We start from the raw sequence: 26,455 nt of genomic DNA on the forward strand, positions 1-26,455 counted from the left end.
TGCATGTACGTTCCGCTTTCTGCGCGCACGCCGACGCCAAACTGGCTGCAATGGTAACGCCCTGGTATAAAGCCTCATCACATGTTGATTGCTTTTTTCCCAGAAATCAGTAAAATTTTCGGGCTTTTAATATGACACCCGGGCTCCGTTCCTCGATGGGGCCTGGGTGTTTTATTCACACAAGAGGATGTTATGGTTACTATTCGTTTAGCTCGTCACGGCGCTAAAAAGCGTCCGTTCTACCAGGTTGTTGTTACCGACAGCCGTAATGCACGCAACGGTCGCTTCATCGAGCGCGTTGGCTTCTTTAACCCAATCGCTAGCGAAAAAGAAGAAGGCACTCGCCTGGATCTGGATCGCATCGCTCACTGGGTTGGCCAGGGCGCGACTATTTCTGATCGCGTAGCTACGCTGATCAAAGCAGCAAACAAAGCAGCTTAATCTGTCACGGTGGTCATGATGAGCAAGCAACTCGCCGCGCAGGCTCCTGTGGAACCCATCGTTTTGGGGAAAATGGGGTCTTCTTACGGTATCCGTGGTTGGCTCAGAGTGTTTTCTTCCACTGAAGACGCCGAAAGCATTTTTGACTATCAGCCCTGGTTTATCCAGAAGGCGGGTCAGTGGCAGCAAGTACAGCTGGAAAGCTGGAAGCACCACAATCAGGATCTGATCATCAAGCTGAAAGGCGTTGACGATCGTGATTCGGCGAATCTACTGACAAATTGCGAAATTGTCGTGGATTCCTCGCAGTTGCCAGCGCTGGAAGATGGTTCCTACTACTGGAAAGACCTTATGGGCTGCCAGGTAGTGACCACTGAAGGTTACGATCTCGGTAAAGTCGTCGATATGATGGAAACCGGTTCGAATGACGTCATTGTCATTAAGGCAAACCTGAAAGATGCGTTTGGTATCAAGGAACGTCTTGTACCGTTCCTCGATGGGCAGGTTATCAAGAAAGTCGATCTCGCTACTCGTACTATCGAAGTAGATTGGGATCCTGGTTTTTAAACCACCGGATAAACGGTAAAAGTCGGCGTTATGGGGATTGGCTTGTGTTTATAGGTATCGTTAGCCTGTTTCCAGAAATGTTCCGCGCAATTACCGATTACGGGGTAACTGGCCGGGCAGTAAAAAATGGCCTGCTGAACATCCAGAGCTGGAGTCCTCGTGACTTTACTCATGACCGGCACCGTACCGTGGACGATCGTCCTTACGGCGGCGGACCGGGGATGTTAATGATGGTGCAACCTTTACGGGACGCCATTCATGCAGCAAAAGCTGCGGCTGGTGAAGGCGCAAAGGTGATTTATCTGTCACCTCAGGGACGCAAGCTTGATCAAGCGGGCGTTAGCGAACTGGCCACGAATCAAAAGCTGATTCTGGTGTGTGGTCGCTATGAAGGAATAGATGAGCGCGTGATTCAAACCGAAATTGACGAAGAATGGTCAATCGGCGATTACGTTCTCAGCGGTGGTGAGTTACCAGCAATGACGCTGATCGACTCCGTTTCTCGGTTTATTCCGGGAGTTCTGGGTCATGAAGCTTCAGCAATCGAAGATTCGTTTGCTGATGGGTTGCTGGATTGCCCGCACTATACCCGACCTGAAGTGTTAGAACAGATGGAAGTACCGGCAGTGTTACTGTCGGGGAACCACGCTGAGATACGTCGCTGGCGTTTAAAACAGTCGCTGGGCCGGACCTGGCTTAGAAGACCTGAACTTCTGGAAAACCTGGCTCTGACTGAAGAGCAAGCAAGGTTGCTGGCGGAGTTCAAAACGGAACACGCACAACAGCAGCATAAACATGATGGGCTGGTCTGAGACCCCCAAATATCAGTTTACCCAGGATAAGAGATTAAATTATGAGCAACATTATTAAGCAACTTGAACAAGAGCAGATGAAGCAGGACGTACCTTCCTTCCGTCCGGGTGATACCGTGGAAGTGAAAGTATGGGTTGTTGAAGGTTCCAAAAAACGTCTGCAGGCATTCGAGGGCGTGGTTATCGCTATTCGTAACCGCGGTCTGCACTCTGCATTCACTGTTCGTAAAATTTCCAACGGCGAAGGCGTTGAGCGTGTCTTCCAGACTCACTCTCCGGTAGTTGACAGCATTGCTGTTAAACGTCGTGGTGCTGTTCGTAAAGCTAAACTGTACTACCTGCGTGAGCGCACTGGTAAGTCTGCTCGTATCAAAGAGCGTCTTAACTAAGATTCGCGCAAGCGACATCCTGTTAGAAAAGGGCTGGCCGAAAGGCTGGCCCTTTTTTTATTCCGACCTTACTCTTTTGTTTTATTGCAATTGGATGGCTGCGCGGCGCGCAGCCAGTTGAGGACTTTTACGGCGTAGCGATCACGACTGCAACCCGGCGGTTTTCAGCACGACCTTTTGACGTCTGATTACTGGCAATCGGGTATTTTTTCCCGAGTCCCTGAGTTGTCAGGTTAGAGCGGGGAATATTGGCGCCCTGTGCCCAGGCATCGGCGACCACATTCGCGCGTTTGAGCGACAGCGCTTCGTTGTAGCTGTCTTCGCCGTAGTTATCGGTATGACCATCCATACGCGCATGGTTTAACCCGGTAGCTGCCAGTTTGGATGCCATTTCCTGGATCTGCTTTTCACTTTCAGGGCGGAGCTTATAGTCGTTTTTGTCAAACAGGATGTTGTCAGACAGACCAAGAGACCAGTCTCCGGAAGCTTCGGTAAATCCGTACGATTTCATGGCTGCAATTTGCTCCGGGGTAAATTTTCCCTGAGGTGCCTGACAGCCTGCCAAAATCAGTAAAAGCAGAAGAAACGGGGATGATAGACGTTTTAGCATGTGTAAGTCCTTATTTTTTAATAATGCGTTCAGAACGCAAATTTTTGGCCTGATACATATTTTTATCGGCAAGTTCTTGTAATTTCTCGGCAGAGGCATGTTCCCACGTCAGCGCAAAACCAATGCTGAGTGTCATGCTTGCCTGATGACCGTTATGCAGGTCAAAAGGTCGGTTAAACTCGTGTGACAGTGCCGCGCAGATCCGCTGAACTTCGTATTCAGAGTGAACGCTGTACAGCACCATAGCGAACTCATCGCCGCCAAGTCTGTAGGGGTGATGTCGATTACCACCAAACTCGGCCAGCCTGTTTGCAACTTCAATCAGGACCCGATCCCCCGCTGCGTGGCCCCAGGTATCATTAATAAATTTAAAATTATCACCATCAAGGAATAACAGTGCGGAGCTGCTGTGGGCGGCATGGTCATTCATCAGGGCGTTAATGCTGCTGCGAAATGCGGCGCGATTCGCCAGGCCGGTCAGCGGATCGTGTAGCGCCGTACGCAAAAGCTGGGCGTTCTTTGCCTGCAGTTTAAGTTGCCACTCCTCCATCTCGTCCAGAAGACTATTAAAATCCTGGGCAAAAAGGTGAAACTCTTCAATGCGCTCTTCTGAAACGCGCCGTGAAAAGTTACGGTTGGTACGAACATCATGTACCACCTCGGTTATATTTTGCAGGGCTTCCACGACGCCATTATGTAAATAACGAGTGAGCATTAATGCAATGCCAGAGGCCAACAGAATGCACCCGGTAAGGACGGCCAGCGACAAATAGATGAAATGGCTGATAACACTATCGCGCGCAGTCAATCGCACTTCGCCGATGACGTTGCCATTATGCAAAATAGGTTGAGTGACCGGTTGTGGGAACAGCCAGTGGCTGATAAGTCCGCTGATTTTTTCAGTGGTATCCTGCGCGTTATAGCGCCAGGTGGCGATCACCTTCTGGTTTTTATTACGAACTTCTGCAACGGAAAATTGCCCCTGCTGGCCCAGTGCTGCCAGCGTTTCAGTGGCCGCGACGCCATCAGAAAAAACTAATGCTGCTTCAAGTGTGCGGGTCATGGTTGCAGCGGTCAGATCCAGGTTCTTTTGCGCATACTGTCTCAATGCCAGCACCGAAGAAATGCTGAGCAGCAGCCAGATCAGCGTCATAGTTACCAGAACGCTGATTATGCTGATACGCCGTAATGTCCGCTTAAACGTCGGGCGTGTTATGGGAGAATGGCCCTTATCCATGCTTCTGATTCCGTGCAAGCATTAATACGTCCGGACTGACCCTTACGCCACTGCGTGAAAGGGAATCCATATTTACGGAAAATCTCACATCTTCATCTTTAATTATGAGGCAAAAGGCGCTGCCAATAACGCATTCGGGGTTCTGTTCGGCAATTAATAGCAATGCCTTAGACGGATATTTATTCTTTAATTCCACCTGATAAGTAGGGGATTCTTTTCCAAAATAAAAACCGTCACACTGCGAAACTAATATTTCTTGTTCCGTACGAATGATGACGGGAAGATAGGGTAATGCTCCGGCACTGGTATCTCCCAGGACACTGGAAAAACGCGATGAAGAGAAAATACACAGTTTGGGGGGCCCGGAAAGTGCAGGCCAGCGCGTATAACTAACGATGCCGGAAACCATAGCGCGTACAGATTTTGCTTCTTCCGTAACGCTTTGGGCGTACAGCGGTAATCCGGTCAGGAGCAGTGCCAGTAGAAGTATGAGTCGGTAAGAATAGCTCATGAATAGTTACCTACCAGCGTTTGCCGTAAAACGTCGAAAATACATTCAAGATTATTTAGGACAAAATAACATTATTTTCCTAAGCCGTCATTATGCCAGGTGGAAAGCTATTAGTGATTTAAGTTAAATCTTAGTAATTTATAAAATATAAGCTATTGTTTAATTTAATCTTATTGAGGTGGCACCTTCGTTTGCTCCTTTTTGCCAGGCACTGTGTAACTGGTCAATATTTTCGACCGTATCACAACTTGAGGGAAAGGTTTTCCCGGTCAAACCTCTGGCGTAAACAAAATCCGGCTGGCAGATTTTACGTTGTCCCTCGGCATAACCCTTAAGATATTCCGTACGATCGACTTCGGGGTCATTGTAGTTGTCGGCAAGAGTTTCATTATCTTTAACGGCATACCCCGAAATGGCATCTTGTATTCCGGCGTCGTACCAGGCGGTTCCCGTCCATGTGGGGGCGTGGGTATAAGGATCTATCTGACATCCGCTAAGAAGTAATAGAAATAGAGTGCTGATGAGTTGCTTCATTGCCTGTACTCCCTCGTTTTTTTAAGCATAGTGGATCTCAATACCGGATGGTGTAAATTTTAATGTACGCAATGGAGGGCGTGTTCTGTCATTAAAGTGTGTGTTGTAAATTAAAATTTACGGTTTGTGGATTGAAATCTTTACCTGTTGTGTTATCGTTATCACCTCCTCGCTGAGGACCAACTATCGCAAACGAGCTAAACAGGATCACCACCATGCAAAAAGACGCGCTGAACAACGTACATATTACCGACGAACAGGTTCTGATGACTCCGGAGCAGCTGAAAGCTGAATTCCCGCTGAGCCAGGCGCAAGAAGCGCAAATCTCCCAGTCGCGTAAAACCATTTCAGATATTATCTCTGGTCGCGATCCGCGCCTGCTGGTGGTATGTGGCCCGTGTTCCATTCACGATCCTGAAATGGCTATTGAGTACGCTCGTCGGTTTAAAGCCCTTGCCGCAGAGGTCAGCGATAGCCTCTACCTGGTGATGCGTGTCTATTTTGAAAAACCCCGTACCACCGTCGGCTGGAAAGGGTTAATTAACGATCCTCATATGGATGGCTCTTTTGATGTTGAAGCCGGCCTGAAAATTGCGCGTCAGCTGCTGCTTGAACTGGTGAATATGGGACTACCGCTGGCAACTGAAGCGCTGGATCCCAATAGCCCGCAATACCTGGGCGATCTGTTTAGCTGGTCTGCAATCGGTGCGCGTACCACGGAATCGCAGACTCACCGCGAAATGGCTTCCGGTCTTTCGATGCCGGTCGGCTTTAAGAACGGTACTGACGGTAGCCTGGCGACCGCCATTAACGCGATGCGCGCGGCGGCACAGTCGCACCGCTTTGTTGGTATTAACCAGGCTGGACAGGTTGCACTGCTGCAAACTCAGGGTAACCCGGACGGTCACGTGATCCTGCGCGGTGGTAAAGCGCCGAACTACAGCCCGGCAGATGTCGCCCAGTGCGAAAAAGAGATGGAGCAGGCGGGACTACGACCTTCTCTGATGGTAGATTGCAGTCATGGTAACTCCAATAAAGATTACCGCCGCCAGCCTGCCGTGGCTGAATCCGTGATTGCACAAATCAAAGATGGCAATCGCTCGATCATTGGCTTGATGATTGAAAGTAATATTCACGAAGGCAACCAGTCTTCTGAACAGCCGCGTAGCGAAATGAAATACGGCGTGTCTGTAACTGATGCCTGCATTAGCTGGGAAATGACGGATGCGCTACTGCGTGAAATTAGCCAGGATTTAAACGGCCAGCTGTCGGCGCGTGTAGCATAAGAGGTTGGTTATGGTTGCTGAATTGACCGCATTACGCGATCAAATTGATGAAGTCGACAAGGCGCTGCTGGGTTTACTGGCACGTCGCCTGGAGCTGGTGGCCGAAGTCGGTGAAGTAAAAAGCCGCTTTGGGCTGCCTATCTACGTGCCGGAACGGGAAGCCTCAATGCTGGCCTCCCGCCGGGCGGAAGCGGAAGCCCTTGGCGTGCCGCCGGACCTGATTGAAGATGTGCTGCGCCGGGTTATGCGCGAGTCTTACTCCAGTGAGAACGACAAAGGATTTAAAACGCTTTGTCCTTCTCTGCGACCGGTGGTGATTGTCGGCGGCGGCGGTCAGATGGGACGTCTGTTCGAAAAAATGCTCACCCTGTCAGGTTATCAGGTACGGATCCTGGAACAGCAGGATTGGGATCGTGCGCCGGAGATCGTCTCTGATGCTGGCATGGTGATCGTCAGCGTGCCGATCCATGTCACTGAGCAGGTGATCGCCAAATTACCGCGTCTGCCGTCCGACTGCATCCTGGTGGATCTGGCTTCGGTGAAAAATGGTCCTTTGCAGGCGATGCTGGCGGCGCACGACGGCCCGGTGGTGGGATTACACCCTATGTTTGGCCCGGACAGCGGCAGTCTGGCAAAGCAGGTCGTCGTCTGGTGTGACGGACGTCAGCCGGAAGCTTATCAGTGGTTTCTGGAACAGATTCAGGTGTGGGGTGCGCGACTGCATCGGATCAGTGCTGTTGAACACGACCAGAACATGGCATTTATTCAGGCATTGCGTCACTTTGCGACCTTTGCTTACGGTCTGCATTTAGCGGAAGAGAATGTTCAACTGGAGCAGTTACTGGCACTCTCTTCGCCGATTTATCGCCTTGAACTGGCGATGGTCGGACGTCTGTTTGCCCAGGATCCGCAGCTCTATGCCGATATCATTATGTCGTCTGAGAGTAACCTTGCGCTGATCAAACGCTACTACCAACGTTTTGGTGAGGCGATCGGTTTACTGGAGCAGGGCGATAAGCAAGCGTTCATCGACAGCTTCCGTAAGGTGGAGCACTGGTTTGGTGATTATGCGAAACGCTTCCAGAACGAAAGCCGTACTTTGTTGCGCCAGGCTAACGATAGTCGCCAATAAATACGATGCTTGATGGCAACGCTGATGCGTTGTATCAGTCATACAAGGATCGGCTAAATAGAATGCCGGATAAGCGTAGCGCCATCCGGCATTGTCAAACGTTAACTTGGATCGACCGGCACCACATTCTCACTTGGATAGCAGCCAAGTACTTTCATCGAGCGCGTAATCTCACCTAACTCCTTCAATGCTTTTTGCATCTGGGGTGATTCCAGGTTGGCCTGGATATCAAGATAAAACATTTCTTCCCACGGATTGCCGTGAATCGGGCGTGACTCCAGTTTAGTCATAATCAGATTATGGTTGCGCAGTACCAGCAGAGCTTCTACCAACGCACCGGCTTGTTGTCCTGTCGCCATCAGCAACGTGGTTTTTGCTGGCACCTGATCGGAAACATTGATTGCCTTGCGCGCCAGTACCACGAAGCGGGTGATGTTTTGCGTCTGATTAGCTTCGATATGCTCGAGAACCTGCAAACCGTATAGTACGCCTCCGGCTTCGCTCCCCAGAGCCGCCACGCGCGGTGAGTTAGCCTGCGCAACTTTTTCCATCGCCGCCGAGGTGCTTTCGGTGTACTCAATCTTCCAGTACGGGTAACGACTCAGGAATTTGCTGCACTGCTGGAATGGCTGCGGATGGCTATATACCGTTTCAATGGTCTTGAGATCTGTCGTGCCGGACACCAGTAGGCAGTGGTCAATCGTGATAGTCATCTCGCCAACGATAGACAGGCTGGTGTGCTGTAGCAGGTCGTAAACGTCGTTAATCCCACCGGAACTGGTGTTTTCAATCGGAACCACTGCGTAGTCAGCTTGTCCGGTTTCGACCTGATTAAAGATATCGGCAAATTTCGCGCAGCCGCTTTCTATAAATTGTTCAAAATGGCGGGCAGCATATTGACGTGCGGCAAGATGAGAATATGACCCTTTTGGCCCGAGGAAAGCAACGCGTGCTGAGTGTGGGTTAATTTTATTCAGATGCTGCTGGAGCAGTGCCTGCTGAGTCAGGACGGAGTCTTCGATTATGAGCTGGAACAGGCGAGTGATGTAGTGAGCATCAAGATGATGTGCTTTGCCAAGCTGAATCAGTCGGTCCAACAGATCGCGCTCACGGTCGATATCACGAACTGGACGATGTGAAAGCAGCTTAGCTTTGCCAACTTCTACGGCCAGTCCACGTCGCTCAGCCAGCAGGGCCAGTAATTTTTCATCCAGCGTGCTGATCTTATCGCGCAGCGCCAGCAATGGGTTTTCCGATGTCATAGTGTTGCCTTTCTTGTTATCAATAAAAAAGGCCCCCCGTTGTGGGAGGCCTTATTGTTCGTCTTCGCATTCTTTATCACACGACGAAACGCCTCCCATTCAGGGGAAGGTAAAAAAGAATGCGAAGAAGAACGGGACAAGTTTCATGTAATTTTCCTTTGGCTACGTCAGTAAAGTACCCGTACTGTTTTCACCCTGTCAACAAAAAACGCGCCCGGAGGCGCGTTGGCGATACACTCAATGTAAGGGACTACTCTTCTTCTGCTTCGACGAAGTTGGCGTCTTTGACTGAAGTTGTTGCACGACGGGCTTCGCCTTTGTGCTGCACTTTATTGAGCTGCCGTTCCAGCTTGTTGATCAAATCGTTAATTGCGGTGTACATATCCTCGTGTTTTGCGCTGGCGACCAGATGTCCGTTCGGTGTATTGATGGTGGCATCAGCAATGAAACCCTGCGGCTCCTTAGACAGAATGATATGTGGATTAATCAGATGAGTTTGCCATTTTTCGAGTTTGGCGAGACGGTCTGCGACATGCTGGCGAATTGCCGGAGTAATTTCCATTTGTTTACTGGTAATGTTCATTGTCATAAATTTTACCTCTTGTCTTTCCCGTCTTGGTGATTCCAGCATACCGTTCCTAATGTCAAAATGTGTGATATTAATCACATTTTTTTGTCGCTTTTTGTCAAGAAAACCTTTTTGTGAGGCACCGCAGGAACAAGCGATTTTTTACTTGAGGAATACCTGAAAGCAGGCCATATTTGATGAGATGCGTTGCGGCTAAACCGCTTCAGTTGTGGTGTTTACGGATAAAAAAACGGCAGCCTTTGGGCTGCCGTTTGCATTCTGAGATAAATCAGGTATTGCTGCTGTTGGCGGCAATGATTTTCGCTACTTTTTCTGCCTGCGCATTCATCTGCATCTGGCGATAAGCATTTTCCATCAACGGCAGGGCATTGCGTGTTGCCTGAGTATCCGGGAAGTCGCGCAGCATGCCTTCTACACGGTTTACCACGGCAACCCATGCACCGCGGGCAGTGTAGTATTCCACAACGGAATATTCATACTTCGCCAGACGGTCTTTCAGGAATACCAGACGTTTGGTGGCGTCAGTGGTGTACTGGCTGTTCGGATAGCCACGTACCAGTTTGGAAAAGTCATTAAACGCAGCTCGGGCATGTTGCGGATCGCGATCGCTGCGATCAACACCAAAGAATCCTTGCAGTGCGCTATCATCCAACGCCATATTGGTCAGGCCACGCATATACATGACATAATCAATGTTAGGGTGTGTCGGGTTAAGACGAATAAAACGATCGATGGCAGCCTGAGCAAGTGGCAGATCGGCGTTTTTGTAGTAGGCGTAGATGAGATCTAATTGCACCTGCTGAGAATACGGTCCAAATGGATAACGGTTATCCAACGCTTCTAATTGCGTTATTGCCTGTTTCCAGTTACCGTCCTGCAGCTTTTGCTGAGCAGTCGCGTAGATTTCATTTGGCGGATTATCGGGCACCTCTTCCTTTGAACCAGAGCAACCCGCCAAAAACAGGCTCAACGTGGCTGCTGCCACCAGATATTTCATGCGCGTCATGACGTTTTGACTTTCCTCAAAATGTTTTACGGGAGATTCTCTGTTCCTGCTCCCGGTTAAGACCAGCTACAATAGCACACTATATTAAACGGCAAAGCCGTAAAACCCAACGTTAAACGAAGAAGCAGTTTATGGCACAACGAGTAGAACTCACCGCAACAGTCTCCGAAAATCAGCTCGGTCAACGCTTAGATCAGGCTTTGGCCGAATTGTTCCCTGATTATTCGCGATCGCGCATAAAAGAATGGATCCTTGACCAGCGCGTACTGGTAAATGGCAATCTTTGCGATAAACCGAAAGAAAAAGTGTTGGGTGGAGAGCGCGTCTCCATCACTGCAGAAATTGATGAAGAGGTTCGTTTTGAACCTCAGGATATCCCACTGGATATCGTTTATGAAGATGACGATATTCTTGTCATCAACAAACCCCGTGACCTCGTAGTGCATCCGGGGGCCGGTAATCCTGATGGCACGGTATTGAATGCATTACTGCATTACTACCCGCCAATCGCGGATGTTCCACGTGCTGGTATCGTGCACCGTCTGGATAAAGACACGACCGGATTAATGGTGGTGGCAAAAACCGTTCCGGCGCAAACGCGTCTGGTGGAGTCGCTGCAACTGCGTGAAATTACCCGTGAGTACGAAGCCGTGGCGATTGGTCATATGACGGCAGGCGGAACCGTTGAGGAACCGATTAGCCGCCACCCGACCAAGCGTACGCACATGGCGGTACACCCGATGGGGAAACCGGCGGTGACGCACTATCGCATTATGGAACACTTCCGTGTGCACACGCGTCTGCGGCTGCGTCTGGAAACCGGACGTACGCACCAGATCCGCGTGCACATGGCGCATATCACCCATCCGCTGGTGGGCGATCAGGTCTACGGCGGTCGTCCGCGTCCACCGAAAGGCGCTTCTGACGAATTTATCTCCGTGCTGCGTAAGTTCGATCGTCAGGCGCTGCACGCGACTATGCTGCGTTTATATCACCCAATTTCAGGTATCGAAATGGAATGGCACGCACCGATTCCACAAGATATGGTGCAATTGATTGAAGTGATGCGCGCTGATTTCGAAGAACATAAGGATGATATTGCCTGGCTATGAGTAAGCTAATTGTCCCGCAGTGGCCGATACCGCAAGGTGTTGTTGCGTGTAGTTCTACCCGTATTGGCGGTGTTAGCATGCCGCCTTATGATTCGCTGAATCTGGGCGCCCATTGCGGCGACAACCCGGAGCATGTTGAAGAGAACCGCAAGCGGCTGTTTGCTGCGGGCAATCTGCCGTCAAAGCCAGTCTGGCTGGAGCAGGTCCATGGTAAGGATGTCCTGAAACTGACCGGCGAGCCTTACGCCTCCAAACGTGCGGATGCTTCTTACAGTAACACGCCGGGCACCGTGTGTGCAGTGATGACGGCCGACTGTCTGCCGGTGCTGTTTTGCAATCGCGCAGGAACGGAAGTCGCGGCGGCACATGCGGGTTGGCGCGGATTATGCGCCGGCGTGCTGGAAGAGACGGTGGCGTGTTTTGCCGACAAACCTGAAAACATTATTGCCTGGCTAGGCCCGGCGATTGGCCCGAACGCGTTTGAAGTGGGAGCAGAAGTTCGCGCAGCGTTCATGGCGAAAGATCCGCAAGCGGTCCTCGCATTTGTACCGCATGGCGATAAATATTTGGCGAATATTTACCAGCTTGCGCGTCAGCGTCTGGCAAATATCGGAGTAGAGAACATCTACGGCGGCGACCGTTGCACCTTCAGCGAAAGTGAGACGTTCTTCTCTTATCGTCGCGACAATACCACGGGTCGTATGGCAAGTTTTATTTGGCTGATATAACCTAAAGAATCAAGACGATCCGGTACGTGTAATTTTCTTTTCACATAATTCAGGTCATTCACCTTGAATAATTGAGGGATGACCTCATTTAATCTCCAGTAGCAATTTTGACCTGTTATGGGAGGAGTTATGCGTCTGGATCGTCTTACTAATAAATTCCAGCTTGCTCTTGCCGATGCCCAGTCACTCGCATTGGGGCACGACAATCAATTCATCGAACCACTTCATCTAATGAGCGCCTTGCTGAATCAGGAAGGGGGATCGGTACGTCCTTTATTAACGTCTGCTGGCATTAATGCTGGCCAGTTACGTACAGCCATTGACCAGGCGTTGAGCCGGTTGCCGCAGGTAGAAGGTACCGGCGGTGATGTGCAGCCTTCTCAGGATCTGGTGCGTGTACTGAATCTTTGCGACAAGCTGGCGCAAAAACGTGGGGACAACTTTATTTCGTCAGAACTGTTCGTACTGGCGGCGCTTGAGTCACGCGGTACGCTGACCGATTTACTAAAATCAGCAGGTGCGACGACCGCGAATATCACTCAGGCAATTGAACAAATGCGTGGAGGTGAAAGCGTGAATGACCAGGGGGCTGAAGACCAACGTCAGGCCTTGAAAAAATATACCGTCGACCTGACCGAACGTGCCGAGCAGGGCAAACTCGATCCGGTTATCGGGCGTGATGAAGAAATTCGCCGTACCATTCAGGTACTGCAGCGTCGTACTAAAAATAACCCGGTGTTAATCGGCGAACCAGGTGTTGGTAAAACGGCCATCGTTGAAGGGCTGGCCCAACGAATTATCAATGGTGAAGTGCCGGAAGGCTTAAAAGGTCGCCGTGTGCTGGCGCTGGATATGGGTGCGCTGGTGGCTGGGGCCAAATATCGTGGTGAGTTTGAAGAACGCTTAAAAGGCGTGCTGAACGATCTCTCGAAACAGGAAGGCAATGTCATTCTGTTTATTGATGAGTTGCATACCATGGTTGGGGCGGGTAAAGCCGATGGCGCAATGGACGCCGGGAACATGCTGAAACCTGCGCTGGCACGCGGGGAACTGCACTGTGTAGGCGCAACAACGCTTGATGAATATCGCCAGTACATCGAAAAAGATGCGGCACTGGAACGTCGTTTCCAGAAAGTATTTGTAGCCGAACCTTCAGTAGAAGACACCATCGCGATTCTGCGTGGCCTGAAAGAACGTTATGAGCTGCACCACCATGTGCAGATCACTGACCCGGCGATTGTTGCGGCAGCTACGCTGTCTCATCGCTATATTGCCGATCGTCAGTTGCCGGACAAAGCTATCGACCTTATCGATGAGGCGGCATCCAGCATTCGTATGCAGATTGACTCCAAGCCGGAGGAACTAGACAGACTCGACCGCCGTATTATCCAGCTCAAACTGGAACAGCAGGCATTAATGAAAGAGTCTGATGAGGCGAGTAAAAAACGTCTCGAGATGCTCAACGAAGAGCTGGACGATAAAGAGCGCCAGTATTCTGAATTAGAAGAAGAGTGGAAAGCTGAAAAAGCATCCCTTTCGGGAACGCAAACTATCAAGGCTGAGCTGGAGCAGGCGAAAATCGCCATCGAACAGGCGCGTCGTGTCGGCGACCTGGCGCGGATGTCTGAACTGCAGTACGGCAAAATTCCTGAACTGGAAAAACAGCTGGAAGCAGCCACCCAGTCTGAAGGCAAAACCATGCGTCTGCTGCGTAATAAAGTCACGGATGCAGAAATTGCAGAAGTGCTGGCGCGCTGGACCGGGATCCCGGTTGCTCGCATGCTGGAAGGCGAACGGGAAAAACTGTTGCGTATGGAGCAGCAGTTGCACAGCCGCGTGATTGGCCAGAACGAAGCGGTGGAAGCCGTTTCTAACGCCATCCGTCGTAGCCGTGCTGGCTTGTCCGATCCGAATCGCCCGATTGGTTCGTTCTTGTTCCTCGGCCCAACCGGTGTCGGTAAAACTGAACTGTGCAAAGCGCTGGCAAACTTTATGTTCGACAGTGATGATGCCATGGTGCGTATCGATATGTCCGAGTTTATGGAGAAACACTCGGTGTCTCGTCTGGTCGGGGCGCCTCCGGGATATGTCGGCTATGAGGAAGGTGGATATCTGACAGAAGCGGTACGTCGTCGTCCTTACTCTGTCATCCTGCTGGATGAAGTGGAGAAAGCGCACCCGGATGTGTTCAATATTCTGTTGCAGGTGCTTGACGATGGTCGTCTGACTGACGGGCAGGGGAGAACGGTCGACTTCCGTAATACGGTTGTCATCATGACCTCGAACCTGGGGTCCGATCTGATTCAGGAACGTTTCGGTGAGCTGGACTACGGCCACATGAAGGATATGGTCCTGGGCGTCGTGAGCCATAATTTCCGCCCGGAATTCATCAACCGTATAGATGAAGTTGTTGTATTCCATCCGTTGGGTGAGCAGCACATTGCTTCTATTGCACAGATCCAACTGCAACGTCTGTATAAACGTCTGGAAGAGCGTGGCTATGAAATTCATATCTCTGACGAGGCGCTTAAACTGCTGAGTGCGAATGGTTACGATCCGGTGTATGGCGCACGTCCACTCAAACGTGCTATCCAGCAACAGATCGAAAACCCGCTGGCGCAGCAAATTCTGTCTGGTGAGCTGATTCCAGGCAAAACGATTCGGCTGGAAGTGAATGACGATCGCATTGTGGCAGTGCAGTAAGTCACAAAACGACAATAAACGAGCCCTGCGGGGCTCGTTTTTGTTTAAAAACAAAGCAAAAATCAATGTAATGGTTGAAAAGTAGTCGCTTGATAAGTTTTTTGTATTTTTAACTTGTCAGCCTGAAATAACTCCCTATAATGCGCCTCCACTGACACGGAACAACGGATTACAAACCGCCGGGTCAGCGGAGAAAGGCGAAAATAAACGCTTGACTCTGTAGCGGGATGGCGTAATATGCACACCCCGCGCCGCTGAGAAAAAGCGAAGCGGCACTGCTCTTTAACAATTTATCAGACAATCTGTGTGGGCACTCGAAGATACGGATTCTTAACGTCGCAAGACGAAAAATGAATACCAAGTCTCTGAGTGAACACGTAATTCATTACGAAGTTTAATTCACGAGCATCAAACTTAAATTGAAGAGTTTGATCATGGCTCAGATTGAACGCTGGCGGCAGGCCTAACACATGCAAGTCGAACGGTAGCACAGAGGAGCTTGCTCCTTGGGTGACGAGTGGCGGACGGGTGAGTAATGTCTGGGAAACTGCCCGATGGAGGGGGATAACTACTGGAAACGGTAGCTAATACCGCATAACGTCGCAAGACCAAAGAGGGGGACCTTCGGGCCTCTTGCCATCGGATGTGCCCAGATGGGATTAGCTAGTAGGTGGGGTAACGGCTCACCTAGGCGACGATCCCTAGCTGGTCTGAGAGGATGACCAGCCACACTGGAACTGAGACACGGTCCAGACTCCTACGGGAGGCAGCAGTGGGGAATATTGCACAATGGGCGCAAGCCTGATGCAGCCATGCCGCGTGTATGAAGAAGGCCTTCGGGTTGTAAAGTACTTTCAGCGAGGAGGAAGGTGTTGTGGTTAATAACCGCAGCAATTGACGTTACTCGCAGAAGAAGCACCGGCTAACTCCGTGCCAGCAGCCGCGGTAATACGGAGGGTGCAAGCGTTAATCGGAATTACTGGGCGTAAAGCGCACGCAGGCGGTCTGTCAAGTCGGATGTGAAATCCCCGGGCTCAACCTGGGAACTGCATCCGAAACTGGCAGGCTAGAGTCTTGTAGAGGGGGGTAGAATTCCAGGTGTAGCGGTGAAATGCGTAGAGATCTGGAGGAATACCGGTGGCGAAGGCGGCCCCCTGGACAAAGACTGACGCTCAGGTGCGAAAGCGTGGGGAGCAAACAGGATTAGATACCCTGGTAGTCCACGCCGTAAACGATGTCGACTTGGAGGTTGTGCCCTTGAGGCGTGGCTTCCGGAGCTAACGCGTTAAGTCGACCGCCTGGGGAGTACGGCCGCAAGGTTAAAACTCAAATGAATTGACGGGGGCCCGCACAAGCGGTGGAGCATGTGGTTTAATTCGATGCAACGCGAAGAACCTTACCTACTCTTGACATCCAGAGAAGTTTGCAGAGATGCGAACGTGCCTTCGGGAACTCTGAGACAGGTGCTGCATGGCTGTCGTCAGCTCGTGTTGTGAAATGTTGGGTTAAGTCCCGCAACGAGCGCAACCCTTATCCTTTGTTGCCAGCGGTTCGGCCGGGAACTCAAAGGAGACTGCCAGTGATAAACTGGAGGAAGGTGGGGATGACGTCAAGTCATCATGGCCCTTACGAGTAGGGCTACACACGTGCTACAATGGCATATACAAAGAGAAGCGACCTCGCGAGAGCAAGCGGACCTCATAAAGTATGTCGTAGTCCGGATTGGAGTCTGCAACTCGACTCCATGAAGTCGGAATCGCTAGTAATCGTGGATCAGAATGCCACGGTGAATACGTTCCCGGGCCTTGTACACACCGCCCGTCACACCATGGGAGTGGGTTGCAAAAGAAGTAGGTAGCTTAACCTTCGGGAGGGCGCTTACCACTTTGTGATTCATGACTGGGGTGAAGTCGTAACAAGGTAACCGTAGGGGAACCTGCGGTTGGATCACCTCCTTACCTTAAAGAAACGTTCTTTGTAGTGCTCACACAGATTGTCTGATGAAAAGTAAATAGCAAGGCGTCTTGCGATTGAGACTTCAGTGTCCCCTTCGTCTAGAGGCCCAGGACACCGCCCTTTCACGGCGGTAACAGGGGTTCGAATCCCCTAGGGGACGCCACTTGCTGGTATGTGTGAGTGAAAGTCGCCGACCGAAGTATCTCAAAACAGACTTTCGAGTCTCGTTTGAGATATTTGCTCTTTAAAAATCTGGATCAAGCTGAAAATTGAAACGACACACTGTTTCATTTCTCCGTAAACAAGAAATGAAAAGCGGTGTGTCCGAGTCTCTCAAATTTTCGCAACACTGAAGTGTTTTACGAAACATCTTCGGGTTGTGAGGTTAAGCGACTAAGCGTACACGGTGGATGCCCTGGCAGTCAGAGGCGATGAAGGACGTGCTAATCTGCGATAAGCGTCGGTAAGGTGATATGAACCGTTATAACCGGCGATTTCCGAATGGGGAAACCCAGTGTGATTCGTCACACTATCATTACGTGAATACATAGCGTAATGAAGCGAACCGGGGGAACTGAAACATCTAAGTACCCCGAGGAAAAGAAATCAACCGAGATTCCCCCAGTAGCGGCGAGCGAACGGGGAGCAGCCCAGAGTCTGAATCAGCATGTGTGGTAGTGGAACGGTCTGGAAAGTCCGACGGTACAGGGTGATAGTCCCGTACACAAAAGTGCATGTGTTGTGAACTCGAAGAGTAGGGCGGGACACGTGGTATCCTGTCTGAATATGGGGGGACCATCCTCCAAGGCTAAATACTCCTGACTGACCGATAGTGAACCAGTACCGTGAGGGAAAGGCGAAAAGAACCCCGGCGAGGGGAGTGAAAAAGAACCTGAAACCGTGTACGTACAAGCAGTGGGAGCCTCTTTATGGGGTGACTGCGTACCTTTTGTATAATGGGTCAGCGACTTATATTCTGTAGCAAGGTTAACCGAATAGGGGAGCCGAAGGGAAACCGAGTCTTAACTGGGCGTTAAGTTGCAGGGTATAGACCCGAAACCCGGTGATCTAGCCATGGGCAGGTTGAAGGTTGGGTAACACTAACTGGAGGACCGAACCGACTAATGTTGAAAAATTAGCGGATGACTTGTGGCTGGGGGTGAAAGGCCAATCAAACCGGGAGATAGCTGGTTCTCCCCGAAAGCTATTTAGGTAGCGCCTCGTGAACTCATCTTCGGGGGTAGAGCACTGTTTCGGCTAGGGGGTCATCCCGACTTACCAACCCGATGCAAACTGCGAATACCGAAGAATGTTATCACGGGAGACACACGGCGGGTGCTAACGTCCGTCGTGAAGAGGGAAACAACCCAGACCGCCAGCTAAGGTCCCAAAGTCATGGTTAAGTGGGAAACGATGTGGGAAGGCACAGACAGCCAGGATGTTGGCTTAGAAGCAGCCATCATTTAAAGAAAGCGTAATAGCTCACTGGTCGAGTCGGCCTGCGCGGAAGATGTAACGGGGCTAAACCATGCACCGAAGCTGCGGCAGCGACACTATGTGTTGTTGGGTAGGGGAGCGTTCTGTAAGCCGTTGAAGGTGTGCTGTGAGGCATGCTGGAGGTATCAGAAGTGCGAATGCTGACATAAGTAACGATAATGCGGGTGAAAAACCCGCACGCCGGAAGACCAAGGGTTCCTGTCCAACGTTAATCGGGGCAGGGTGAGTCGACCCCTAAGGCGAGGCCGAAAGGCGTAGTCGATGGGAAACAGGTTAATATTCCTGTACTTGGTGTTACTGCGAGGGGGGGACGGAGAAGGCTATGTTAGCCGGGCGACGGTTGTCCCGGTTTAAGCATGTAGGCGGAGATTCCAGGTAAATCCGGAGTCTTGCTAACGCTGAGGTGTGATGACGAGGCACTACGGTGCTGAAGTAACAAATGCCCTGCTTCCAGGAAAAGCCTCTAAGCATCAGGTAACACGAAATCGTACCCCAAACCGACACAGGTGGTCAGGTAGAGAATACCAAGGCGCTTGAGAGAACTCGGGTGAAGGAACTAGGCAAAATGGTGCCGTAACTTCGGGAGAAGGCACGCTGATATGTAGGTGAAGTGATTTACTCATGGAGCTGAAATCAGTCGAAGATACCAGCTGGCTGCAACTGTTTATTAAAAACACAGCACTGTGCAAACACGAAAGTGGACGTATACGGTGTGACGCCTGCCCGGTGCCGGAAGGTTAATTGATGGGGTTATCCGTAAGGAGAAGCTCTTGATCGAAGCCCCGGTAAACGGCGGCCGTAACTATAACGGTCCTAAGGTAGCGAAATTCCTTGTCGGGTAAGTTCCGACCTGCACGAATGGCGTAATGATGGCCAGGCTGTCTCCACCCGAGACTCAGTGAAATTGAACTCGCTGTGAAGATGCAGTGTACCCGCGGCAAGACGGAAAGACCCCGTGAACCTTTACTATAGCTTGACACTGAACACTGGTCCTTGATGTGTAGGATAGGTGGGAGGCTTTGAAGTGTGGACGCCAGTCTGCATGGAGCCAACCTTGAAATACCACCCTTTAATGGCTGGTGTTCTAACGTAGACCCGTGATCCGGGTTGCGGACAGTGTCTGGTGGGTAGTTTGACTGGGGCGGTCTCCTCCTAAAGAGTAACGGAGGAGCACGAAGGTTAGCTAATCCTGGTCGGACATCAGGAGGTTAGTGCAAAGGCATAAGCTAGCTTGACTGCGAGAGTGACGGCTCGAGCAGGTGCGAAAGCAGGTCTTAGTGATCCGGTGGTTCTGAATGGAAGGGCCATCGCTCAACGGATAAAAGGTACTCCGGGGATAACAGGCTGATACCGCCCAAGAGTTCATATCGACGGCGGTGTTTGGCACCTCGATGTCGGCTCATCACATCCTGGGGCTGAAGTAGGTCCCAAGGGTATGGCTGTTCGCCATTTAAAGTGGTACGCGAGCTGGGTTTAGAACGTCGTGAGACAGTTCGGTCCCTATCTGCCGTGGGCGCTGGAGAATTGAGGGGGGCTGCTCCTAGTACGAGAGGACCGGAGTGGACGCATCACTGGTGTTCGGGTTGTCATGCCAATGGCATTGCCCGGTAGCTAAATGCGGAAGAGATAAGTGCTGAAAGCATCTAAGCACGAAACTTGCCCCGAGATGAGTTCTCCCTGACCCTTTAAGGGTCCTGAAGGAACGTTGAAGACGACGACGTTGATAGGTCGGGTGTGTAAGCGTAGCGATACGTTGAGCTAACCGATACTAATGAACCGTGAGGCTTAACCTTACAACGCCGAAGGTGTTTTGGCGAAAGAGACACGAAATTCAGCTTGATTACAGATTACATCGACAGACCTGAGAGGTGTGTTGATAGACAGAATTTGCCTGGCGGCTGTAGCGCGGTGGTCCCACCTGACCCCATGCCGAACTCAGAAGTGAAACGCCGTAGCGCCGATGGTAGTGTGGGGTCTCCCCATGCGAGAGTAGGGAACTGCCAGGCATCAAATAAGTGAAGAAGCCCATCCTGCCGGATGGGCTTCTTTGCGTCTGCAGGGAATGAAGACTGCCGATGCAGCGTACCGTTTTATCCAGCCCATAAAAGCCCACTCTATTTCAAACCGATTTTTCTCTTTCTCGAACATATCTGAATCCTTTCTCTGCTAATGAAAACCGTGATCTTTCTCTCATAATAATTTATAACAATTATATAACATTTATTTCACCAAAAAAGACACAACCACCATTGATAAATTAATGCAATCGTTGGCAGGGGTACAATTCTAATGGCTGATAGCAGTGTAACTGAGAACGGGGCGCTGGCAGACGGCGATACTCGGCGTCGTATATGGGCGATTGTCGGAGCATCATCAGGGAATCTGGTCGAATGGTTTGATTTCTATATCTATTCTTTCTGCTCTCTCTATTTTGCTCATATCTTTTTTCCATCAGGAAACACCACTACGCAACTCTTACAAACAGCCGGAGTTTTTGCTGCAGGCTTTCTGATGCGACCGATTGGCGGCTGGCTGTTTGGTCGCATCGCGGATAAGCACGGGCGTAAAAAGTCGATGCTGCTATCAGTTTGTATGATGTGTATGGGATCGCTGGTGATCGCTTGTCTTCCGGGATATGAAACCATCGGTACCTGGGCTCCTGCTCTATTGCTGCTGGCTAGGTTATTTCAGGGGCTGTCTGTGGGTGGTGAATACGGGACCAGCGCTACCTATATGAGTGAAGTAGCAGTTGAAGGTAAGAAAGGTTTTTATGCTTCCTTCCAGTACGTGACGTTAATCGGCGGGCAGTTACTGGCACTGCTGGTTGTGGTCATATTACAGCAAACGTTAGAAGACTCAGCGCTGAGATCGTGGGGTTGGCGTATTCCATTTGCGTTGGGCGCCGTACTGGCTATTGTTGCGTTATGGCTGCGTCGACAGTTGGATGAAACCTCGAAACAGGACGTTCGCGCGCTGAAAGAAGCTGGCTCTCTGAAAGGTCTGTGGCGTAATCGCAAAGCCTTCATCATGGTGCTTGGCTTTACCGCTGCTGGCTCGCTGTGTTTTTACACGTTCACAACCTACATGCAGAAGTACCTGGTTAACACTGCCGGTATGCATGCCAATGTAGCCAGTGGGATTATGACGGCGGCACTGTGTGTGTTTATGCTGGTGCAACCGTTGTTCGGTGCCTTGTCAGATAAAATTGGCCGACGTACTTCAATGCTGTGTTTTGGCGCGTTGGCCGCGATTTTCACCGTCCCCATTCTGACAGCGTTGCAAAGCGTGACGTCCCCGTATATGGCGTTTGCTCTGGTGATGTGTGCCTTGCTGATTGTGAGTTTCTATACGTCAATCAGCGGTATTCTGAAGGCCGAGATGTTCCCGGCACAGGTGCGCGCTCTGGGGGTTGGATTATCTTATGCGGTGGCCAATGCTCTGTTTGGTGGCTCAGCCGAATATGTTGCGTTATCCCTGAAGTCTGTCGGTATGGAAACAACATTCTTCTGGTACGTTACAGCACTGGCAATAGTCGCATTTTTGGTATCGCTGATGCTGCATGGGAAGGGGAAAGGTCTGCGCCTCTAGTGATGTGCCAGTTGCCAGACCGCATAGCCGGTAGACGCACCTGCAACATCCCAGGCGAAGTCTTTCCAGCTCCAGCCGCTCCCAGCGGGACGGCTGTCCCATAACTCTTTTGATGCGCCCAGGCTGACAGAGAACATCAGGCCGATAGCCGCGCTGCGATCGCGGCTGTTGCCCTGATGTTGAGCATATTCGTTTCCAGCTGCGGAGAGCATAGCGGAGGCGATAAAGTGTTGAGCCTTGTCTTGTCCGCTCCAGCGGTCGTTTGCCATGTGGCTGCAGCCAGAAATGGCCAGGATACTGAAAAGAATAAACAAGCGCACCGTTGCCTCCATAGGAAAAACCCCGTCACTGGACGGGGTCTTGGTTACAGAATACGGCTAATTAGTCTGTCGATACGGATACGGCGTAGTCGACGGATGAGCTTACGCACTTTGACTGGATAGTCGGCAATGCTTTGCAGGTCGCGATAGTGCTTAACGACGGTGGTATGCGTGCGAATAAGCTCCAGTTCTTTATCGCGCTGGGGAGTCAGCTCTTGCTTCGGATCGTGGATAAGGATGGCGTTTTCCAGATCCAGACGCCAGGCGCGAGGGTTAAGGTTGTTGCCGGTGAGCAGCATCCATTTATCATCAACCCACATGCCTTTCAGATGATAGGTGTTGTCATCATCTTTCCATAAGCGCACGACCAGTTGGTCGGTATTCACGTAATATTGCAGTCTGCTCAGGAAACGGCGCAGGTTAATTTCATACAGGTAGGGTAGCGCGCCGATGATTTTAAATGGCTCATCTTCTGGAATGAAAAAGTCGTTGGCGGTTTTATCACCGACAATGATCTCGACCTTTTTGCCTTCACGCAGCAGCTGAATGATATTGCGCACCAGTATAGCGGGCAGGTTGAAATAAGGGGTACAGATTGTGAGCTTGTGCTCCGCGCAGGGCATAAGGTGGAAAATGGTCTTATTTAACAGACTGGATTTTCCAAGGCCTACCAGAGGCGTTACCGAAAGCTGTTCATTATCCGCATCACCCTGAAAATGGAATGACGCATCGCGCAGTTCCTGACGGTACAGGCGGATGTCGTTTTTAATTTCCGGGCTTTTAGGGCGATTAATATCATCAAGACGATTAACGCCGCGACCGTTCATCAGGTTCTGCGTGACCCAATCGAACATGATATCGGCCATTTGCGCGTTGCGAATCAACTGATAACGGTCATAGCGATATTTATCATGCTGATGCAGATAAACATCATTCAGGCTGGCCCCGCTGTACAGGACGCTGTCATCGATGATAAAGCCTTTAAAATGCAGGACGCCAAGCGCTTCTCGGGTGTTAATCGGAACACCGTAGACAGGAATATCAATACCTGGGTTTTCTTGTGCCATTCGGCAATACCAGTCAGCGTTGGTATTCGATGCCGCAGCACCAATACGTCCGCGCTGGGCTCGGTGCCAGTCGACAAGCACCCGGACATCCAGTTCAGGACGCTGCCGTTTTGCCGCATAGAGCGCGTCGAGTATGCCTTTGCCACCGTCATCCTGTTCCAGGTACAGCGCAATAATGCAGATCCGTCGCGTCGCGCTGGCTATTTTTTCCAGCAGAGTCTCCCTGAAATTAGCGGGAGCATAAAAGAAATCTACATCATCAACTGACTGAGAAATCTTGGGTAGTTGGGCAAGGTGTTGTTGATGTTTATTACGCTTAAATTTTGACAACATCACAGTGCATTTCTTCTCTGTTCATTGAAGGGTCCTCTGTGCTATGCAGACGACATAAGCGGGTAATGATACCACCAGTACCTATTAATGTGGTCAACATTTCCAGTACCTTACTCACGATTCCTCAAATTGGGCCAGATTAAGCGTTAGCCCAACAATTCCCTCTTCGAGTTGGACGTCAACAGCGAACCCGAGTTTCCGGGCCAGGGCGACCATCCCACGATTGTTTGGCATCGTAATACCATTCAAACGTCTAAGTCCGTGATCTCGGGTATATGCAATTAATTTTTCCATCAACCGGCGACCCAGTCCAAGCCCTTTGAGATCTGAACGAACCAGCACGGCGAACTCGGCGTCAATGTTATCAGGATCCGAGATTGCTCGCGTTACGCCGAGGATCTCTTGCTGATTGTTTTTACAGCGTACCGCAACAAAGGCCATTTCCCGATCGTAGTCGATCTGCGTCATATTGGCTAAATCTTCGTGGGTAAATTCGTTGATCTCACTGAAATAGCGATAATAAAGATCTTCTTTTGTTACCTGAGAAATGAACTGCTGCAGATGAGGTTCATCCTCGGGCAAAATAGGGCGGAACAAGCAACGCTCGCCGTTCTTCAACTCCACCCATTCTTCAAGCTGATGGGGGTAGGGACGTATAGCCAGCCTGCTTTCGTTATCGCCCGTGAAAGGGGCAATGTCCAGCGTGACATCCAGCGCGGTAAATTCACCGGCGGAGGCCAACAGCGGATGAATATCCAGACGCTGAATTTCCGGGCAATCGACGATCAGATTGGAGACCTGCACCAGAAGCTGACTTAACCCGGCTATATCCAATGGGCGTAATGCGCTGCGAGCGCGGATCTTTTTATTTTTGATCCCCTGGATCACCAGATAACGCGCCAGATTCATGTTCAATGGCGGCAACGCCACCACGGCCTGCTCTTCTGGTCGCCACTCAACTCCGCCTTCACCAAGCATAATCAACGGGCCAAATACCGGGTCATGTTCAACGACGACGCGCAGCTCCTGAGCGCCAGCGCGATTCGCCATACTTTGTACTAATAAACCGTGAATGCGCGCCTGCGGCCAGGCCATTTTTACCCGATCAAAAATCGCATTGGCTGCCTGCTGCACCTCTGTTGCCGTTCGCAGGTAGAGCATTACCCCCTGAACTTCTGATTTATGCGGGATATCAGGAGAACGCAGCTTTAGCGCCACCGGGTAACCGATTTGCTCCGCGATGTGTACGGCTTCAGCGCTGTCGCTGGCGATCCACGTCGGCAGCGTGTGTAAGCCATAGGCTTGTAAAATCGGCTGCACTTCATGGGTATCCAGCGACGTTGCTCCTTCAGCAATCGCCTGCTGTAACAGATTATGCGCCTCGGCGGTGTTGGTGGTCAGGTAATCGGGCAGCGCAGGGGTTTCCCGCAGTTGCTTCTGGTTACGCCGGTACTCCACCATATGCATAAACGCGGTGATGGTGCCTTCTGGCGTGCGGTAGGTAGGTAATCCGGCTTCGCTAAACAGTCTACGGGCTTCCTGGGAGGAAAACTCTCCGCACCAGTTGGTCAGCAACGAGACGAACTTACCGCGGGGATGACGTTTTACCGCCTCGATTAACGCTTGTGCGCTTTCTGTTCCCGGGGCGGCTGCGCTGGGTGAGTGAATCACCATCAGGGCGTCGAAATCCTGGCTGGCGAGCAAGATATCCAGCGTCTTAACGTAGTGTTCGCTGCTGGCGTCGTCACGCAGATCCAGCGGGTTGGCGATATCAATATGTTCAGGTAACGCATCGCGTAATTTCTGGCAGGTATCTTCACTCAATGTCGCCAACTTGCCATTTTTTGACCACAGCTCATCTAATGCCAGTGCGGCAGGCGCGGCCCCATTGCTGATGATCATCAGCCTGTCGCCGCGCAGTGGACGCATGTGGCTCAGGGTTTCTACCGCAGAGAACAGCTCGTGAGTGTCTTGTACGCGTAATAAACCGGCGCGCTGGATAGCCGCGTCCCACGCTGGGTCCATCCCTGCGCTGGTATGCAATAAACGCTGCGCCGCCGGGCTGCGACCGCTCTTAATCACCAGAATGGGTTTATTGCGCGAGGCGCTACGGGCGGCGGAGACAAAGCGCCGGGCATCACTTAAATGTTCGAGATACAGTAATATCGCGCTGGTTTTACTGTCGCGCGCCAAGTAATCCAGCAGTTCATCAACGTCGATATCCAGGCTGTCGCCCAGCGCGATGAACCAGGAAAAACCCATGTCGCGCTGTTGCGCCCAGTCCAGAATGGTGTTGGAAATCGCCGCTGACTGGGAAATAAATGCCAACTTACCGCGCTTGATGGGAACGGGGGAAAAGCTGGCGTTAAGCCCCTGCCAGGGCGCGAGAAGTCCCAGGCTGTTTGGGCCGAGGAGACGTATGTTGTAGCGTGCGGCGCAGGCCAACAATTCCAGGTGCTGCGATGCGGGAGCTGAAAGAATAATGCAGGTTTTACAGCCTTTCTCGCCAAGCGCTTCGAGTAATGCCAGGTTGCGGCTGGCATTGGTGCACAACACGGCAAGGTCTGGGCTAAAAGGCAGGCTGTTGATATTGGGCCAGGCCAGGACGCCCAACACCGCTTTCCATGCTGGCGTCACTGGTAAAACAGGTCCATTGAAACCGCCGGCAAGCAGGTTACGCATCATCAGGTAACCTGCGCGATTAGGCTTCATTGACGCCCCAATCACCGCAATGGATTTCGGTCGCAGTAGTGCTTCCAGACCACGCTGACTCAT

Annotated in this window: 21 protein-coding genes, 1 tRNA gene, 3 rRNA genes and 1 other annotated feature; of the genes, 14 read left to right on the forward strand and 11 right to left on the reverse strand. The window is 51.2% G+C overall.

Annotated elements, in window-relative coordinates; all coding sequences use genetic code 11:
* Positions 1 to 192: 192 nt before the first annotated feature.
* From rpsP to rplS, 4 genes are read left to right on the forward strand one after another with little or no spacing between them, the layout of a single operon-like run.
* Entirely contained in the window at positions 193 to 441 is a 249-nt protein-coding gene (rpsP, locus tag HV229_RS06250; RefSeq protein ID WP_003031228.1) for a 30S ribosomal protein S16, read from the forward strand.
* Positions 442 to 459: 18 nt separating this feature from the next.
* Positions 460 to 1,008, forward strand: a complete 549-nt coding sequence (rimM, locus tag HV229_RS06255; RefSeq protein ID WP_003031230.1) for a ribosome maturation factor RimM — start codon at positions 460 to 462, stop codon at positions 1,006 to 1,008.
* Between the two features lie 44 nt (positions 1,009 to 1,052).
* Entirely contained in the window at positions 1,053 to 1,820 is a 768-nt protein-coding gene (gene trmD, locus HV229_RS06260) for a tRNA (guanosine(37)-N1)-methyltransferase TrmD (RefSeq protein WP_016157187.1), read from the forward strand.
* Positions 1,821 to 1,861: 41 nt separating this feature from the next.
* A complete protein-coding gene (rplS, locus tag HV229_RS06265) occupies positions 1,862 to 2,209 on the forward strand; it encodes a 50S ribosomal protein L19 (RefSeq protein WP_002914145.1) in 348 nt (115 codons plus the stop codon).
* 127 nt (positions 2,210 to 2,336) lie between these two features.
* Here the strand turns inward: rplS and HV229_RS06270 are convergent, their stop codons facing one another.
* From HV229_RS06270 to HV229_RS06285, 4 genes are all read right to left on the reverse strand, one after another.
* Positions 2,337 to 2,819: an OmpA family protein gene (locus tag HV229_RS06270; RefSeq protein WP_047358988.1), complete on the reverse strand. Its 483-nt coding sequence runs from the start codon at positions 2,817 to 2,819 to the stop codon at positions 2,337 to 2,339.
* Positions 2,820 to 2,829: 10 nt separating this feature from the next.
* On the reverse strand, positions 2,830 to 4,056 hold the full coding sequence (gene dgcN, locus HV229_RS06275; protein WP_016157186.1) for a diguanylate cyclase DgcN: 1,227 nt from the start codon (positions 4,054 to 4,056) through the stop codon (positions 2,830 to 2,832).
* Positions 4,049 to 4,567: a YfiR family protein gene (locus tag HV229_RS06280; protein WP_016157185.1), complete on the reverse strand. Its 519-nt coding sequence runs from the start codon at positions 4,565 to 4,567 to the stop codon at positions 4,049 to 4,051. Before HV229_RS06280 ends, dgcN begins: the two co-directional genes overlap by 8 nt.
* A gap of 159 nt (positions 4,568 to 4,726) precedes the next feature.
* On the reverse strand, positions 4,727 to 5,101 hold the full coding sequence (locus HV229_RS06285) for a DUF2799 domain-containing protein (protein ID WP_047358987.1): 375 nt from the start codon (positions 5,099 to 5,101) through the stop codon (positions 4,727 to 4,729).
* Between the two features lie 215 nt (positions 5,102 to 5,316).
* Here HV229_RS06285 and aroF point away from each other — a divergent pair, with 215 nt between their 5' ends.
* Together aroF and tyrA are read left to right on the forward strand one after the other, a co-directional pair.
* A complete protein-coding gene (gene aroF / locus HV229_RS06290; protein ID WP_016154067.1) occupies positions 5,317 to 6,387 on the forward strand; it encodes a 3-deoxy-7-phosphoheptulonate synthase AroF in 1,071 nt (356 codons plus the stop codon).
* A 10-nt stretch (positions 6,388 to 6,397) separates the two neighbouring features.
* Positions 6,398 to 7,519 (forward strand): bifunctional chorismate mutase/prephenate dehydrogenase, encoded by a 1,122-nt coding sequence (gene tyrA / locus HV229_RS06295; protein WP_016154066.1) that lies wholly within the window; start codon positions 6,398 to 6,400, stop codon positions 7,517 to 7,519.
* A 101-nt stretch (positions 7,520 to 7,620) separates the two neighbouring features.
* Here tyrA and pheA read toward each other — a convergent pair whose 3' ends face one another.
* The 4 genes from pheA to bamD form a co-directional block, all read right to left on the reverse strand.
* A complete protein-coding gene (gene pheA, locus HV229_RS06300) occupies positions 7,621 to 8,781 on the reverse strand; it encodes a bifunctional chorismate mutase/prephenate dehydratase (RefSeq protein WP_181547098.1) in 1,161 nt (386 codons plus the stop codon).
* 22 nt (positions 8,782 to 8,803) lie between these two features.
* Positions 8,804 to 8,929 (reverse strand) — a sequence feature (Phe leader region).
* Positions 8,881 to 8,928, reverse strand: a complete 48-nt coding sequence (gene pheL, locus HV229_RS06305) for a pheA operon leader peptide PheL (protein WP_100250063.1) — start codon at positions 8,926 to 8,928, stop codon at positions 8,881 to 8,883. (Overlaps the previous feature by 48 nt.)
* Before the next feature lie 102 nt (positions 8,930 to 9,031).
* The gene (gene raiA, locus HV229_RS06310; protein WP_003031244.1) at positions 9,032 to 9,370 is read right to left on the reverse strand and encodes a ribosome-associated translation inhibitor RaiA; all 339 of its coding nucleotides are present in this window, start codon (positions 9,368 to 9,370) and stop codon (positions 9,032 to 9,034) included.
* Positions 9,371 to 9,638: 268 nt separating this feature from the next.
* Entirely contained in the window at positions 9,639 to 10,376 is a 738-nt protein-coding gene (bamD, locus tag HV229_RS06315) for an outer membrane protein assembly factor BamD (RefSeq protein WP_016154064.1), read from the reverse strand.
* A gap of 131 nt (positions 10,377 to 10,507) precedes the next feature.
* Between bamD and rluD the strand changes: the two genes are divergently transcribed.
* The 8 genes from rluD (at position 10,508) to HV229_RS06355 (ending at position 21,960) form a co-directional block, all read left to right on the forward strand.
* Positions 10,508 to 11,488 carry a 23S rRNA pseudouridine(1911/1915/1917) synthase RluD gene (gene rluD, locus HV229_RS06320; RefSeq protein ID WP_016154063.1) on the forward strand — a complete coding sequence of 327 codons (981 nt, stop codon included), beginning with the start codon at positions 10,508 to 10,510 and terminating at the stop codon, positions 11,486 to 11,488.
* The gene (gene yfiH / locus HV229_RS06325) at positions 11,485 to 12,216 is read left to right on the forward strand and encodes a purine nucleoside phosphorylase YfiH (RefSeq protein WP_075847604.1); all 732 of its coding nucleotides are present in this window, start codon (positions 11,485 to 11,487) and stop codon (positions 12,214 to 12,216) included. The genes rluD and yfiH overlap by 4 nt, the downstream gene beginning before the upstream one ends.
* Before the next feature lie 129 nt (positions 12,217 to 12,345).
* A complete protein-coding gene (gene clpB, locus HV229_RS06330) occupies positions 12,346 to 14,919 on the forward strand; it encodes an ATP-dependent chaperone ClpB (protein ID WP_047499529.1) in 2,574 nt (857 codons plus the stop codon).
* Positions 14,920 to 15,335: 416 nt separating this feature from the next.
* Positions 15,336 to 16,877, forward strand: a 16S ribosomal RNA gene (locus tag HV229_RS06335).
* Positions 16,878 to 16,962: 85 nt separating this feature from the next.
* Positions 16,963 to 17,038, forward strand: a tRNA-Glu gene (locus tag HV229_RS06340).
* 220 nt (positions 17,039 to 17,258) lie between these two features.
* A 23S ribosomal RNA gene (locus HV229_RS06345) occupies positions 17,259 to 20,165 on the forward strand.
* Between the two features lie 97 nt (positions 20,166 to 20,262).
* Positions 20,263 to 20,378 (forward strand): 5S ribosomal RNA (gene rrf / locus HV229_RS06350).
* Together the 16S, 23S and 5S rRNA genes with 1 tRNA gene alongside form the textbook arrangement of a ribosomal RNA operon.
* A gap of 283 nt (positions 20,379 to 20,661) precedes the next feature.
* Positions 20,662 to 21,960 carry an MFS transporter gene (locus HV229_RS06355; RefSeq protein WP_016154060.1) on the forward strand — a complete coding sequence of 433 codons (1,299 nt, stop codon included), beginning with the start codon at positions 20,662 to 20,664 and terminating at the stop codon, positions 21,958 to 21,960.
* On the opposite strand, the gene HV229_RS06360 is transcribed toward HV229_RS06355, so the two are convergent.
* The 3 genes from HV229_RS06360 to pat form a co-directional block, all read right to left on the reverse strand.
* Positions 21,957 to 22,280 carry a YfiM family lipoprotein gene (locus HV229_RS06360; protein ID WP_016157180.1) on the reverse strand — a complete coding sequence of 108 codons (324 nt, stop codon included), beginning with the start codon at positions 22,278 to 22,280 and terminating at the stop codon, positions 21,957 to 21,959. The genes HV229_RS06355 and HV229_RS06360 overlap by 4 nt on opposite strands.
* Before the next feature lie 44 nt (positions 22,281 to 22,324).
* Positions 22,325 to 23,680 (reverse strand): CDP-diacylglycerol--serine O-phosphatidyltransferase, encoded by a 1,356-nt coding sequence (gene pssA, locus HV229_RS06365; protein WP_003835350.1) that lies wholly within the window; start codon positions 23,678 to 23,680, stop codon positions 22,325 to 22,327.
* Positions 23,681 to 23,794: 114 nt separating this feature from the next.
* Complete coding sequence (gene pat, locus HV229_RS06370) at positions 23,795 to 26,455, reverse strand: protein lysine acetyltransferase (RefSeq protein ID WP_016157179.1); 2,661 nt, start codon at positions 26,453 to 26,455, stop codon at positions 23,795 to 23,797.

The sequence above is a fragment of the Citrobacter sp. RHBSTW-00524 genome, assembly GCF_013747755.1.
Taxonomy (GTDB): Bacteria; Pseudomonadota; Gammaproteobacteria; order Enterobacterales; family Enterobacteriaceae; genus Citrobacter; species Citrobacter braakii.